Below are 14,957 nucleotides of genomic sequence, written 5' to 3'. Positions count from 1 at the left end.
TAATTTAAGTCAGACAGGCTACCAGAACCTACAATTACTGAGGTAAGTGGTAGTCTGTTTTTTAAAAATTACTTTAGTAAATAAATGCATAACTTATTTTCTACAAAGTTGGAATAACAAAGGTTGTATATGTTATTGCAATGGAATTAGAAGAATGGAGAAAACAACTATGAAAAACAAAAATATTTGGATCATTGTAGCATCAATTCTCATACTCTTAATTATTGCTTTTATTTTAAAACTAAGTAAAGGTGAATCAAATAAACAATAAGTATATCAAACATATAAAGTAGCATACGATACACCAATCAATTTAAAAGGTAAAGCATCACCACAAGCCATCAAAACATTTAGAAATAATTCTAAAGTAGGGCAATTTATCAATACGAAAGTAACGAATGGTCAATCGGTCAAACAAGGGATGCCATTAATCAATTACCAAATAAATAATATTCACCGTGAAGAACTTCAACGAAAGATAAATAATGCACAAAATAAAATAAATATTGATTATAGACGTTTAAACCATCAACCCAATAGTAAACTTATACAAAATAAGTTACATCGTGATGAATCATCCTTGTTTGAAGCACAACGTCAATTAAATCACTTTGACCAACAAGTTAATGCCAATATATATGCCCCGTTTAATGGAAAGGTTGATTTAAATAGTAACGAAGAAATCGCTGTAGGTGCGCCAATACTAAAGTTAGTGTCACTTGAAACTCAAATTTCTACACCTGTTTCGGAATTCGATTTAAAAAAATTGAAAGTAGGAAAGAAAGTAAAAATTAAGGTTATAAGTACAGGTAAATCTACAGTAGGAAAAATAAAGAAAATTTCTCAATTGCCAACTTCGTACGACGAAGAATCAACACAATTAGCAGATAATGATATGAACCAGAGTAGTCAAAGTAGCGACCAGCTATCGGGTATTCAATTAAATGATACTTCTAATAGTGATAACAACGATCTTTCAAAATATAATGTTGTGATTGGAGATCTCGGTTCGTCGATTCGTTCAGGATATTCTACAGAAATTAAAGTCCCTTTAAAGACGATAAAGTTACCTAGATCAGTACTTAATAGAAATCATGATGTGTTTGTCCTTAAAAAGGATCATACAGTTGAAAGAAGAGATATTCTCATTGAACGTAAAAATGGTGAGATTTTCGTAAAAAAAGGCTTGAAAATTGGTGAAAAGCTAATTGTTAAACCTGCGAAAACGATGAATGATGGGGACAAAGTTGAGGTATCATCATGATAAATCTTAAAAATATCAATCGATTCTTTCAAAATGGCAGTGAACAAAAACATATATTGAAAGATGTTAACTTGCATATCCAAGAGGGAGAATTTATTGCGATTATGGGTCCATCTGGTTCAGGAAAAAGTACGCTCATCAATATTATAGGTTTGATTGATCGTGGGTATGAAGGAGATTATATTTTTAACGGTGAAAATTATAAAACGGGTACCGATAATCAAATCGCCGAAATTCGAAATAAAACGGTAGGGTTTGTCTTTCAAAACTTCAAATTAATACAAAATAACACAATTTATGAAAATGTATGTATTCCTCTTATGTATTCAGGACATAATGTACAGAAATTTCATGCACAAGTGATACAAACTTTAAATGATGTAGGCCTAGTGGAAAAAGAACACCTCGTGCCTAATAAATTATCTGGCGGTCAACAACAACGCGTGGCTATCGCACGTGCAATCATCAATCGTCCTAAATTTATTATTGCTGATGAACCAACCGGTGCACTCGATTCTAAAACCTCAAAAGATATTATTGATTTGTTTATTAAGTTAAATAAGCTATATAGGACGACGATTATATTGATAACACATGATCGAGCAGTTGCCGAAAAAGCAAATCGTATTATTCATATACATGATGGGCAGATCCAGCGAGAAGAGGTGGTTGGATGACACGTTTAACTAACATTATAATAATTTCTTTAAAATCGATTTTGAAAAATAAACGTCGCAATATCTTTACAATGATAGGTATTATTATTGGGATAGCGGCAGTAATAACGATTATGTCTTTGGGTAATGGATTTAAGGAAACGACAACAAAGGAATTTGAAGATTCTGGGGCTGCTCAAAATATTGCTACAATTAGTTTTATGACTGAGGATGGAGAAGATACAAAAGAGAATCCTTTTAAACAAGAAGATTTAAGTTTAGTAAAACAAATAGAAGGCGTTTCAGAAGCTAAATTGAAAGTTGATAAGGACGAAAGTTATAGTGCAAAAATGACGAATCCTCAACATATAGGTGAAGTAAATATTAAAAAAAAGGACAAGGCTTTAGTAAAGAGGATAATGATCTATTCAAGAAAGTTGTCATTATAAGTAAGGATATTGCGAAAAATATCTTTAAACATCATGCAATAGGAAAGATTATTTTTATAGAAAATCAAGGGTTTGAAGTTGTAGGTATTGAAAGTGACCCGATGGATGAAGCTTTAATTCAAATGCCTAGCCAAACTTTTAATAGATATTTGGTGAACCTTAACCAAGCAATGCAAACCCTACAAATAACTGTTACAGATGGTTCTTCTAAAAAAGAGATTGCTAATCAAGTAGTTAAACAATTAAATAAAAAGGGGTCTGGAAGCGGAAATGGTAGCTACAGTTATAATGATACTGAAGACATGTTAAAAGGTATTGGTAAAGTGTTTGACGCAATTACATATTTTGTAGCCGCTGTCGCAGGTATTTCTCTGTTTATAGCTGGTATTGGTGTAATGAACGTCATGTATATTTCTGTATCAGAACGTACCGAAGAAATAGCAATAAGACGGGCTTTCGGAGCAAAAGCACGAGATATAGAGTTGCAATTTCTCATAGAAAGTGTGGTTCTATGTGTCTTAGGCGGAGTAATTGGTCTAACATTAGGAATAATATTCGCTTCACTTATTGATTTATTGACGCCAAAATATATTACAAGTGTGGTGAGTTTTAGTTCAATACTTATAGCGGTAGGTGTTTCCACACTCATAGGTATAATATTCGGATGGGTACCTGCACGTGCAGCTGCCAAAAAAGAACTTATCGATATTATCAAATAACTTTCTAACTAAAATTAAGCATTTTTAATGCCTAAAACTACCGCAATAGTTAAAATTACCACAAATAAAATGAATAAAGCGGCTAAACTCATTTACAATCACTCCTTTAACAAACTTTTGTTAGTTACATTAAAACATGAATATTTACAAATAAAAACAGACCTTACAGTTTTGTTAGTTTCGTTTATTAAAGAAATAATCTATTAAAAAGATAAATCCAAAAACACCAATAATAATTAAAAGGATATAAAGGATTAAAGACACAATTAATTCCTCCATATAAAAGATTTGTAGTTAAATTTTAACACAATAGTTTATACAATAAATATTGTGGTATAATTAGTTTTACAAAACCTATTGCATTTAGCTCAAAAGAAATAGAATTCGAATAGTTAATTGCACTCAAGGTTCATTTTAATAAAGGGGAATTATTTATGACTCAAGAAAAGAAACAGAAATCAACTTTAATTATCATGATAATTACTTTAATTCTTTCATTTGTGAATCTCATACTAAATATCATTTAAAAACTTTTGATATAAAATCGGAGATTCTTATTGATTAATTGGGATTTTTACTTTTAGTAAATAGGGCTGAGATTTTTGGATAAAACAGATAAGATACTAACGATAATAAGTATTGTTACTAATATTTTAGCAACGATATTTCTAATGAGAAGTGTAATAAAAAAATTAAAAATAATTAAGAAAAACTAAAAAGTTAAAAACAACGGACAAAGGTAATTTGGGTAAATACCTCTAAACTATTACAAGTTTGATGGAAGTAATAAAAAGTTTTTTAATTCATAAATACATTGGAGTTAGTCATAATGCACTAGCTTCAATTAGAAATGGTAGTCGAGATATGATAATCAAAAATTAAGAACAACCGAAAAATTATATGAATATGCGAGGAACCACCTAAACGACTAGGTGGTTATTTTTGTGTCATGCACGTGACAAAGATATGTGAATTTAGTTGTATTTTATTAGGCTTAGTTAGTAAATAAAAAAGCTGAATCCCTTTAGTTATGGGGTTTCAGCTAATATAGGAAACTTATAAACGTCCTGGGAGGGATTCGAACCCCCGACCGATGGCTTAGAAGGCCATTGCTCTATCCAGCTGAGCTACCAGGACATGATTTTTTAACACAAATATTATTATATCTAAACTAGCTTTATAAAGCAATACTATGAGATTCAAAAATATATATGATTTTTCACTATTTTGGTGTTTTTATCATCATTTTGATAAAATACTCCTGTAAAGGTCTTTATCTGTATATGAAATTATTTGAATATATGCGACGGTTTAATATAAAATGATATGAAATTACCCCGTTTTACTATTGTTTGACGTGGGTAAATGATAAAAAATTCTTTATAGGAGGTTATTTTAAGTGAATAAAGACGATGTGAAAAAGCAAGTTGATAAATATGTCGAAAACGGGAAACTTGAGCAAGGATTAAATAAAGTTAATGATCAAGTTAAAAAGAAAAAAGGTAAAGATTATTCAAAATACATCGATAAAGCAATGGGGTTCTTGAAAAAGAACAGTAAATCAAATTCAGATAAAGAATCGTAAAAGTTATATAACTTTAATGATATGAAAGACGTTTTGTTACTTTGCTAGTTCAATATTCACTGAACCACCCAGGGCAATATTGGGTGGTTTTATTAATATATAAATACTTTAATTAAAATTTAGAAAATTGCAAAAACAAAGAATATTTGAGTGTATTTTAATTTAATGTGGGAAGTTAAATTAAAAAATAAATTACTAACTCATTTCGGATTTGTAAATTGCTTAAAGTAAGAAGGGAAGTTACAATTGGAAAAATTATTGTCAATTATTGTACCGGTCTACAATAAGGAATTGTTTTTAAAAAATTGTATTGAATCAATTAATAATTTAAATATAGATAAAAAGCAAATAGAAGCGATATTTGTTGATGACTGTTCAAATGATAAATCACAACAAATAATTAAATCATATTTAAATAAATATGACTTTTTAAAATTAGTGATCATGGAAGTAAATACAGGTAGTCCTGCAGTACCGAGAAATATTGGTATAAACGATGCACAAGGTAAATATATTACCTTCCTCGATGCAGATGATTGGCTTGATGAAACTGGATTACCAAAATTAGTTAAACAGGCACAAGCAAATGATGCAGATGTGGCTTTTGGCCACAGTATCAAACATACTGAAAAAGCAGTGACGAAGTTAGGAAGATTTACTTCGTATAAAGAAGCAAATCATCTCGTTCCATATGAGATTAATAAAATATTCAGAGCGGTAGGGCCTCCTGGAAAAATTATAAAAACAGATATATTGAAACAAAATCATATTCAGTTTCAACATTATAAATTTGGAGAAGATAAGCTATTTTTTATCGAAGCAATCTCAAAGTGTCAAAACGCTTCTATGAATCCAATGCCTGTATATCATGTCAATCGCTTTAGTCAAAATGAATCACTTGTAGGTGAAACAAGTATTATAGAAAAAACAGAATGTAACTTGGAAATATTGGAAGAAGTGTTGAAATTATCTTTACCAAAATCTACTGAGTTTCAAGCTTTAAGCAGAATTATAGAAGTCGATTTTATAGCAAGACTGTTTAATAGGAAAAGATTTTTAAAACATCCAAATAAGGAAATATTTTATCAACTTTTTGATGAAATGCTAGCTATCCTAGATAGATATAATAAAAACGGTAAGAACTATATAACAGCTGATAAATATAAAAATATTTATCAATTCCTTATAAACAAGGAATATGACTTGTTACATGATTACGTAAAATTGTTAACAAAAGGTGGGAATGCTAATAAGTTTGTAAAAGATAATCAAATTTATTTTGCGATGCCTGAACATTTACGTCATTGTATACCAGTTAAAGAAGAAATGTTTGCAGTATATGAGGGTACACATTTTATAGATCATTCTCTAAAAGAAGTAATAAGGATTTATAAAAATAGCCAAGTTCATATAAATAAAGTTGTATTAATGGAACTTTATAATGAACCAAATGAACAAGAAATTCCATATACACAAGAAGGAAACTATATTTATTTAGATTCTGAGACACTCAGTCAATGTGATTTTGATTTTAATATTAATATTATTCACGATGAGTATAAACCATGTATTGTTAATATGAATATGCCTAATGCAAGTAAAAATACTAAACTGAAAAGACAAAAGTTTAAGGCAGAGTTTTTAAATAAACAAAAAACAAAATCTAAAAAACCTGCTCAATATTTTAAATATCAACCATTAAAAGTTAAAGTTATTAAAAAAATATACCAATATAAAGATATAGAGTTTAAACATAGAACGAATCACGAAGTAAATATTGGCGATACTTTTAATATAGTTGATACTGAATTTACTAAAAAAGGCATTCCTAGACTTATAACAGAAGATGGATTAGTCATTACTGCAAATAAAGCATTCGTCGATGAAGTTATTAATTAAACCTTTCAACACATTTATATACGCCTAACTGTTCTTCTATAACAGTTAGGCGTCAATTTATGTATTCAAAGTTACGCCAAACCTCGAGTTAATGGGGATAAAATTAAAGATTTTTGCACTTTTTATATTAAATGTATAAAAAATGTTTAATCCATTAACTTAAAAGGTATGAAGAAAATGAAAGCGATTACTTATCATATAAAACCTTCTCAACACTCTTTTTAATAAATCAAATTACTTACAATTTGGTAAACCACACGAAAAACCACTCGAAATAGCCGATTATATCTAGAAAAACATATCAAACCTTATATTAATCTGAAAATTATGACGATATTTACAATCACGCAAAATTCAATTAATAATTCGTTAACTTAATTACATGAAACTGAATGGCGTAAAATACAGTTAGGCATTCAAAACTGTACTTTGCGCTAATTTCGTGTACAGAAATTGCTAAAATGTACCGAAGTAGGAATAATTGACCAAAATTTGTCTCAAATATTTTATATTATAGTTGTCGAAACGATAGCTAAACAAATTAATGATTCAGCTTCGTTTTTAACATTTATTGTCATTAAGATAACATTTACAGGGAGTGTTTATAATGGAAGGTTTATTCGATGCAATTAGAAGCACTGTAGATGCTGCAATCAAAGGTGACGGTTCTAAATTAGGAACTAGCATTGTAGACATCGTAACAAAAGGTGCAGAAGTAGCTTCAGATTTAATTTCAAAAGCAACTGGTCAATAATTAATTAAAAATTAAAATTATAAACAGAGGTGTAATGAACATGCAAAAATTAGCAGAAGCAATCGCAAACACAGTAGAAGCAGCAAAATCAGGTAACGGTGCAGACTTAGGTAAAAACATCGTAAGCATCGTTGAAGCTGGTGCAGGTTTAATCTCAAAAGCATTCGGACTATAAGATATAATTAAAAAATTTAAAACGTAAGGAGTAATGAACATGCAAAAATTAGCAGAAGCAATCGCAAACACAGTAGAAGCGGCAAAATCAGGTAACGGTGCAGACTTAGGTAAAAACATCGTAAGCATCGTTGAAGCTGGTGCAGGTTTAATCTCAAAAGCATTCGGACTATAAGTTACACTTTAAATTAAAATAAAAAATAAAGGAGTTATTAATCATGGAAAAATTAATCGAAAACATCAAAGCAGCAATCGAAGCAGGTAAAGCAGGAGACAACGCTAAATTAGGTACAAGCATCGTTGGAATCATCGAAAACGCAGCTGGCTTAATCTCAAAAGCATTCGGACTATAAGATTGAATTAATATAAGCAACGACCAGGGTAATAACCTTGGTCGTTTTTTTGTATTAAAAAAATTTTTATGGGGATGATGGGAGTTTGGAATGATTAACCTATCCAATTTTATGTAATATTTAACGTCTTTGCATTTACAACCCCATCTATTAAATTAGATGGACTATTTGTGTTCTAAGAAAAACTCGCTTGTACATTTAGAGCGAAATCAATAGATTTTAACAATGATTTGCTATAAATAATAATGGCTGTGTCGCGTTTCTACCATTATATATACAAAAGTTAAGCATATATAAAGTAAAAAAGTTGTGCTAATTACATAGCACAACTCTATTATGGAGTCCAAATTAAGATATCGTGATCATCTTTATTCTTCTTATTTAAATCTTCAAAACCATGTTTAATGAAGAAATCTTTTGATTGGTTACGAGCGATCACTTTAATTGGGCGTCCTTGTTCTTTTGCAAAATTAATTAATTCTGTACCATATCCTCTATCTTGGAAATTTTTTAATACTTCGAGTTTCCAAAGGATATTATAATCATCGAAATCAGGGAAGTGCTGTTCTTCGACTTCGCCTTTTCTATATAAGGCCATCCTTGCACCTAATCGATCACCTACATAAATTCCATAGAAAGGTGACTCTGAACTTGCGTCGATCATTTCACCACGAAGTTCATCGACAAAGTATAAATTTTCATTTCCAAAATTTCTAAAGTCTTTAAAAAGCTCGTCTGTTTTGTAGTTAATATCAAGACGTTTTACATTACTCATAGACGTTCCCCCTTCGTTATCATATTACCATTATACATGATTTTTAAGCGAATTTCACAATAATTACTGTTTAACTAACTTACTTCATTTTCCAAAATTATAGTTTCACTGCATAAATACTTGTTTAGATTTTTAGACATTCATAAGATTTTAAGTTTTAAAAGTCAATTTAAGCCGTTAAATTGTCAATAAACGCCTTACGCTTTATACTAATTAAGAACAGATTACATAAGGAGAAATATATAAATGGATTGTCTGATAAAGAAACTTAATGAAAAAGATCAATTTATTTCTAAAATAAAACAAGACGATAAACAGGTTACTCAGTTTTTTCATTATAATGCGATGCATTCAACCGATTATCTCAATAAATTAAAAAGCGAAAATAATGGTAGGGAACAAAAGTTAGCGAATATTATTAACGATTATATGAATGATTTAGACCTTACTGAACTTCAAAAAGATCATATTCAATCCTTGTCTAAGGGCGCTAAAGTAGTAATAGGTGGTCAACAAGCTGGACTATTTGGTGGACCGTTATATACTTTCCATAAAATCTTTTCCATTATTACTTTAAGTCAGCAACTTTCAAAAGAGTATGATTTCAATGTTGTACCGGTATTTTGGATAGCTGGAGAAGATCATGATTTCGAAGAAGTTAACCATTTCAATGTATACAATCGGCAGAAAGCAGAGTTGAAAAAAGTTAAATATCATACGTTAGAACCACCAGAAAATGGCGTTTCCAATTATAAGCCGGACAAGGACGAATTATTAAATAGTTTGAACCGTTTCTTTAAAGAATTAAAAGAAACGAAACATACAAAGCCATTAATTGAGATATGTACAAATATTATCGAGCGTTATGATTATTGGTCTGATATGTTTAAGGCGCTTATCCATGAAGTGTTCAAAGATTACGGTCTCTTATTAATTGATGCGAATAATAAAAAGTTAAGATCATTTGAACGTCCATTTTTCAAAACAATAATTGAAAATCATCAACAAATTGATTCAACATTTAGAAAGACACAGCAGGATACGATGGCAAATAATATCGAACAAATGATTCAAACTGATAGTAATGTACATCTATTTTTAGAAAAAGATGAGAAGCGTCAACTATTGACGTTTGAAAATGACTACTATTATTTGTCTAAATCGGATGAGAAATATACGAAGGAACAACTTTTCAAAATATTAGATGAAGAACCTCACCGTTTTTCAAATAACGTTGTGACCCGTCCATTAATGGAAGAATGGTTATTTAACACGGTAGCCTTTGTAGGTGGTCCAAGTGAAATAAAATATTGGACAGAGTTAAATGATATTTTCACTCTGTTAAATATACCTTTGCCAATCGTAATGCCACGTCTACGTATTAGCTATTTAAATGAAAGAATTGAAAAATTAATTTCCCAGTACGAGCTCAATACAGCACAAATTATCGAAAATGGCATAGTAGAAGATAAAGATAAATTTATTAGAGCTAGAGCTTCTACAGATTTTATTGAGCGTGTGAGTGCCTTAAAAGAAGAACAAGCGAACTTATATCAATCATTAGAATCCAAAGTAGAGAATAATAATGATAATAAAAATTTACTCGCTAAAAATAATGAAATTCATCAACAACAATTCGATTATTTGCTAAAAAGGTATTTGCTTAATATTGAAAGAGAAAATGATGTAAGTATGAAACATTTTAGAGAAATTAAACATGTGCTACATCCAATGGGTGGTTTGCAAGAAAGAATATGGAATCCGCTCCAAATTTTAAATGAATTTGGGCTGGATGTGTTCAGTCCCTCCACCTACCCTCCACTTTCCTACACCTTTGACCATATAATCATAAAACCTTAGAGCGCGTTGGGATTTGCCCGATTCATCTTCGAGATGAATCGGGTTATTTTTTTGTATTATGATAAATTTTGGGGAATTTTGTATAATTAGTGGAGGATAGTGGTGAGATGTGGTAAATTATAGATATAAGAAGGTGAGGTGATTATAAAATGTTCATGGGAGAATACGATCATCAGTTGGACACAAAAGGACGCATGATTGTTCCGTCCAAATTTAGATATGACTTAAATGAACGTTTTATAATTACTAGAGGCCTTGATAAATGTTTGTTTGGCTACACTTTAGAAGAATGGCAAGTCATCGAAGAAAAAATGAAAACCTTACCTATGACGAAAAAGGATGCACGTAAATTTATGCGTATGTTCTTTTCAGGAGCCGTTGAGGTGGAGTTAGACAAGCAAGGGCGTATCAACATCCCTCAGAATTTACGACAATACGCCAATTTGAACAAAGAATGTACAGTTATCGGTGTTTCAAATCGAATTGAGATTTGGGATAGAGAAACTTGGAATAATTTCTATGAAGAATCTGAAGAAAGCTTTGAAGATATTGCAGAAGATTTGATTGATTTTGAATTTTAAACGGAGGCGTTAACGTGTTTCATCATGTCAGTGTAATGCTTAAAGAAACCATTGATTACTTAAATATAAAAGAAGATGGTGTGTATGTGGACTGTACATTAGGTGGAGCAGGTCACGCCTTATATTTACTAGAACAGTTAAATGACAATGGCAAACTAATTGCAATCGATCAAGATACACAAGCAATTGAAAATGCGAAAGAAGTTTTGAAAGACCATTTAGATAAAGTAACATTCATTCACAGCAATTTCCGAGAATTAGACAACATTTTGAAATCATTAAATATTGAAAAAGTGGATGGTATCTATTACGACCTTGGCGTATCGAGTCCACAACTTGATGTGCCTGAAAGAGGTTTTAGTTATCATCAAGATGCAAAATTAGATATGCGCATGGATCAAACACAATCCCTATCAGCATATGAAGTAGTAAATGAATGGCGATTTGAAGATTTAGTAAGAATATTCCACCGCTATGGTGAGGAGAAATTTTCTAAACAAATCGCTAGACGAATTGAGCAAAATAGAGAAGTTAAAAGTATTGAAACAACGCTAGAGCTTGTAGATGTAATTAAAGAAGGGATACCTGCTAAAGCAAGACGTAAAGGCGGTCACCCGGCTAAAAGAATCTTTCAAGCAATCAGAATTGCTGTTAATGACGAATTAGCGGCATTTGAAGAATCATTAGAGCAAGCGATTGAACATGTGAGCGTAGAAGGTAGAATATCGGTCATCACTTTCCATTCTCTTGAAGACCGTTTGTGTAAACAAATGTTTCAAGAATATGAAAAGGGGCCTGAAACACCACGAGGTTTACCAGTAATTCCTGAAGCATATACGCCAAAGTTAAAAAGAGTAAATCGCAAACCAATTGTCGCAAGTGAGACAGATTTAGAAAATAATAATCGTGCCCGTAGTGCAAAATTACGAGTAGCAGAAATATTAAAATAAGGAGTGAAAAGAGTGGCCGTAGAAAAGATATATCAACCGTACGATAATACAGCACATCAAATTCCGGACTCGCAACCGAATACCCAAAAAGAAAAGAAGAGCGTCAAACGCAAAGTCGTTGTACAGCTTACTAAATTTGAAAAGATGTTATACATATCACTTATAACTTTAATTGCTTTAATTAGTATTTATATGCTATCTTTAAAAATGGATGCGTATGATACTCGAGGCAAAATTGCAGATTTAGATTCAAAAATCGAAAAACAAGCAAGTGAGAATAGCGCTATCGAATCTGAAATTAAAAAGAACTCATCATATGAACGCATTTACGACAAGGCTAAAGATCAAGGTATGAGCCTTAAGAACGATAATGTAAAGGTAGTGCGTAATAATGGCGAAGCGAAAAATTAAATTTAAAAAACCAAAATTACCTATAAAACAAAATAAAATAGGGGCAGTCCTACTCATCCTTGGATTCGGACTGCTCTTTTTTACGTTGGTTTTAAGGTATTCTTATATCATGTTAACTGGACATGCAGCTGGACAAGATTTAATCATGAAAGCAAACCAAAAGTATATGGTGAAAGAACAACAACAAGCAGAACGCGGTAAAATTTACGATAGAAAAGGCAAAATATTAGCCGAAGACGTTGAAAGATATAAACTTGTTGCAATCATTGATAAAAAGGCGAGTGAAGGTAGCGATAAACCTAAACACGTTACTGATAAGAAGAAAACAGCTAAAAAGCTATCTACAGTAATCGACATGACGCCAGAAGAAATAGAAAAAAGATTGAATAATAAAAAAGCATTCCAAGTTGAATTTGGTCGAAAAGGACAAGATTTAACATATAAAGATAAACAAAAGATTGAAAAAATGCATTTACCAGGTATAACGCTATATCCTGAAACTGAACGTTTCTATCCAAATGGTAAATTCGCTTCACATCTAATTGGTATTGCACAAAAAGACCCAGATAGCGGTGAACTTAAAGGTGCTATGGGTGTTGAAAAAATATTTAATACGAACTTAGCAGGTAAAAAAGGTGCGTTATCTTATATTCACGACATCTGGGGTTACATTGCTCCAAGTTCTAAAAAAGAAAAGACACCACAACGCGGAGATGACGTGCATTTAACAATAGATTCTAATATTCAGGTGTTCGTCGAAGAAGCATTAAATGATATGGTCGATCACTATCAACCTAAGGACTTATTTGCAGTAGTTATGGATGCTAAAACTGGAGAGATATTAGCTTATAGTCAACGACCAACATTTAACCCTGAAACAGGTGAAGATTTTGGTAAAAACTGGGCAAATGATTTATATCAAAATACCTATGAACCAGGCTCTACATTTAAATCATTTGGTTTAGCAGCTGCAATTCAAGAAGGTAAATTTAAACCTAATAAGAAATATAAAGCGAGACCTAGAAAAGTTATGGGAGATGAAATCTCTGACTGGAATAAAGTCGGTTGGGGCGATATCCCAATGACACTTGGTTTTACTTACTCATCAAATACATTAATGATGCACTTACAAGATCTCGTTGGTGCTGATAAGATGAAACATTGGTATGAAAAATTTGGTTTCGGTAAATCAACAAACGGTATGTTTGATAGTGAAGCTGAAGGTGGCATTGCTTGGGATAATGAAGCTCAGCAAAAAACAACTTCATTCGGTCAATCAACAACAGTTACGCCTGTACAAATGTTAAGAGCGCAATCTTCATTCTTAAATGACGGTAAAATACTTAAACCTTGGTATGTTAACAGTGTTACTAATCCAGTAAGTAATAAGACATTTTATAAAGGTAAAAAACAGTTTGCAGGCAAGCCAATTACTAAGAATACTGCTAAAAAAGTTCGAACTGAATTAGATAAAGTAGTTAACAGTAAAGATAGTCACGCTAAAAACTATCGAGATGATAGTTACGATATGGAAGGTAAGACAGGTACTGCACAAGTAGCTGACTCTGATAATGGCGGTTATGTTAAAGGTGAAAACCCATACTTCGTAAGCTTCATCGGTGATGCTCCGAAGAAGAATCCAAAAGTCATCGTTTATGCTGGTATGAGTTTAGCTCAGAAAAATGATAAAGAAGCTTATGAAATGGGTGTAAGTAAAGCATTTAAACCAATCATGAAAAATACACTTAACTACTTAAAAACAGATGAAAAATCAAAAGGTAAAGCTGACGTTAAATATAGTAAGGTGCCAAGTGTAGAAGGCCAAGGCGTAGATAAAGCAGAAAACACAATTAACGGCAAATCACTTGAGCCAGTTGTTATCGGTAACGGAGAAAAAGTTCAAGAACAGTCTGTTAAAGCGAATAAACAGATACTTCCAAATAGTAAGGTATTATTGCTAACTGATGGAGATTTAACAATGCCTGATATGTCAGGTTGGACTAAAGAAGAAGTAGTCGCATTTGAAAAAATGACGCATACGAAAGTTACAATGAAAGGTAGCGGATTTGTGTCAAAACAATCTGTAAATAAAGGTCAAAACATCGGTAAGAATGACAAAATTGAAGTTACACTTTCATCAAAACAAATAAGTGGTGAAACTAAACCACAACCTAAAAAGTCATCGAAAGATAAAGCGAAAAAAGATGATAAAGATAAGTCAAAAGAAGATGAGAAAGATGATGCATCAGTGAATAAAGATTCAAACGAAGGCAACACAGCAGATGAAACCAATAATTCATCTTCTGAAGACCAACAATCTGAAGAAAAACCATCAAATGAAACAGATCAATCAAACGAAGAGAATACATCTAATAGCAATTCAACCGAAACACAATCAACCGAGAATGGAAATAATTAAAGCAGAACTTTGAAAACGCAGCGCACACCTAGGAGTAATTTGAAAGAGGTCAGGGGTAACATTTAATGATTTGACGGGTTCATTTCGGGCCAGTCTTTTCATTAGAGT

14 protein-coding genes, 1 tRNA gene and 1 pseudogene are annotated in these 14,957 nt (G+C 31.5%); 14 read left to right on the top strand and 2 right to left on the bottom strand.

From position 1 onward, the window contains the following. Positions 1 to 421: 421 nt before the first annotated feature. The 3 genes and pseudogenes from NGI30_RS06675 (at position 422) to NGI30_RS06665 (ending at position 3,088) form a co-directional block, all read left to right on the top strand. Positions 422 to 1,264 (top strand): efflux RND transporter periplasmic adaptor subunit, encoded by an 843-nt coding sequence (locus NGI30_RS06675; RefSeq protein WP_251943121.1) that lies wholly within the window; start codon positions 422 to 424, stop codon positions 1,262 to 1,264. Beyond that, positions 1,261 to 1,941 carry an ABC transporter ATP-binding protein gene (locus NGI30_RS06670; RefSeq protein WP_251943119.1) on the top strand — a complete coding sequence of 227 codons (681 nt, stop codon included), beginning with the start codon at positions 1,261 to 1,263 and terminating at the stop codon, positions 1,939 to 1,941. The genes NGI30_RS06675 and NGI30_RS06670 overlap by 4 nt, the downstream gene beginning before the upstream one ends. Beyond that, positions 1,938 to 3,088 (top strand): annotated as a pseudogene (locus tag NGI30_RS06665) (ABC transporter permease). The gene NGI30_RS06670 and the pseudogene NGI30_RS06665 overlap by 4 nt, the downstream one beginning before the upstream one ends. A 1,063-nt stretch (positions 3,089 to 4,151) precedes the next feature. On the opposite strand, the gene NGI30_RS06660 reads toward NGI30_RS06665, so the two are convergent. Further along, positions 4,152 to 4,225: transfer RNA gene (locus NGI30_RS06660), tRNA-Arg, on the bottom strand. A 262-nt stretch (positions 4,226 to 4,487) separates the two neighbouring features. On the opposite strand from NGI30_RS06660, the gene NGI30_RS06655 reads away from it, so the two are divergent. From NGI30_RS06655 to NGI30_RS06630, 6 genes are all read left to right on the top strand, one after another. Further along, positions 4,488 to 4,673, top strand: a complete 186-nt coding sequence (locus tag NGI30_RS06655) for a hypothetical protein (protein ID WP_251516240.1) — start codon at positions 4,488 to 4,490, stop codon at positions 4,671 to 4,673. Between the two features lie 246 nt (positions 4,674 to 4,919). After that, positions 4,920 to 6,572, top strand: a complete 1,653-nt coding sequence (locus tag NGI30_RS06650; RefSeq protein ID WP_251943117.1) for a glycosyltransferase family 2 protein — start codon at positions 4,920 to 4,922, stop codon at positions 6,570 to 6,572. A 607-nt stretch (positions 6,573 to 7,179) separates the two neighbouring features. Beyond that, positions 7,180 to 7,326, top strand: a complete 147-nt coding sequence (locus NGI30_RS06645; RefSeq protein ID WP_251516247.1) for a beta-class phenol-soluble modulin — start codon at positions 7,180 to 7,182, stop codon at positions 7,324 to 7,326. Between the two features lie 40 nt (positions 7,327 to 7,366). Continuing rightward, entirely contained in the window at positions 7,367 to 7,501 is a 135-nt protein-coding gene (locus tag NGI30_RS06640) for a beta-class phenol-soluble modulin (protein WP_251516249.1), read from the top strand. A 39-nt stretch (positions 7,502 to 7,540) separates the two neighbouring features. Further along, positions 7,541 to 7,675: a beta-class phenol-soluble modulin gene (locus tag NGI30_RS06635; RefSeq protein WP_251516249.1), complete on the top strand. Its 135-nt coding sequence runs from the start codon at positions 7,541 to 7,543 to the stop codon at positions 7,673 to 7,675. A gap of 43 nt (positions 7,676 to 7,718) precedes the next feature. Continuing rightward, positions 7,719 to 7,853: a beta-class phenol-soluble modulin gene (locus NGI30_RS06630; RefSeq protein ID WP_251516251.1), complete on the top strand. Its 135-nt coding sequence runs from the start codon at positions 7,719 to 7,721 to the stop codon at positions 7,851 to 7,853. 334 nt (positions 7,854 to 8,187) lie between these two features. Here NGI30_RS06630 and NGI30_RS06625 read toward each other — a convergent pair whose 3' ends face one another. Then, the gene (locus tag NGI30_RS06625) at positions 8,188 to 8,628 is read right to left on the bottom strand and encodes an N-acetyltransferase (protein ID WP_251516253.1); all 441 of its coding nucleotides are present in this window, start codon (positions 8,626 to 8,628) and stop codon (positions 8,188 to 8,190) included. 246 nt (positions 8,629 to 8,874) lie between these two features. Here NGI30_RS06625 and bshC point away from each other — a divergent pair, with 246 nt between their 5' ends. From bshC to NGI30_RS06600, 5 genes are all read left to right on the top strand, one after another. After that, positions 8,875 to 10,488: a bacillithiol biosynthesis cysteine-adding enzyme BshC gene (gene bshC, locus NGI30_RS06620; protein ID WP_251516256.1), complete on the top strand. Its 1,614-nt coding sequence runs from the start codon at positions 8,875 to 8,877 to the stop codon at positions 10,486 to 10,488. A gap of 149 nt (positions 10,489 to 10,637) precedes the next feature. Then, complete coding sequence (mraZ, locus tag NGI30_RS06615) at positions 10,638 to 11,069, top strand: division/cell wall cluster transcriptional repressor MraZ (protein ID WP_251516259.1); 432 nt, start codon at positions 10,638 to 10,640, stop codon at positions 11,067 to 11,069. A gap of 14 nt (positions 11,070 to 11,083) precedes the next feature. Then, positions 11,084 to 12,019, top strand: a complete 936-nt coding sequence (rsmH, locus tag NGI30_RS06610) for a 16S rRNA (cytosine(1402)-N(4))-methyltransferase RsmH (protein ID WP_286009865.1) — start codon at positions 11,084 to 11,086, stop codon at positions 12,017 to 12,019. A gap of 12 nt (positions 12,020 to 12,031) precedes the next feature. Further along, positions 12,032 to 12,430, top strand: coding sequence for a cell division protein FtsL (gene ftsL / locus NGI30_RS06605; RefSeq protein ID WP_251516262.1), 399 nt, complete (start codon positions 12,032 to 12,034; stop codon positions 12,428 to 12,430). Further along, positions 12,411 to 14,849 carry a penicillin-binding protein gene (locus NGI30_RS06600; protein ID WP_251943115.1) on the top strand — a complete coding sequence of 813 codons (2,439 nt, stop codon included), beginning with the start codon at positions 12,411 to 12,413 and terminating at the stop codon, positions 14,847 to 14,849. Before ftsL ends, NGI30_RS06600 begins: the two co-directional genes overlap by 20 nt. Positions 14,850 to 14,957 lie beyond the last annotated feature (108 nt).

The organism is Staphylococcus sp. Marseille-Q5304, from assembly GCF_943737015.1.
GTDB lineage: Bacteria > Bacillota > Bacilli > Staphylococcales > Staphylococcaceae > Staphylococcus > Staphylococcus hsinchuensis.
This window is presented reverse-complemented; position numbering and strand designations above follow the sequence as displayed.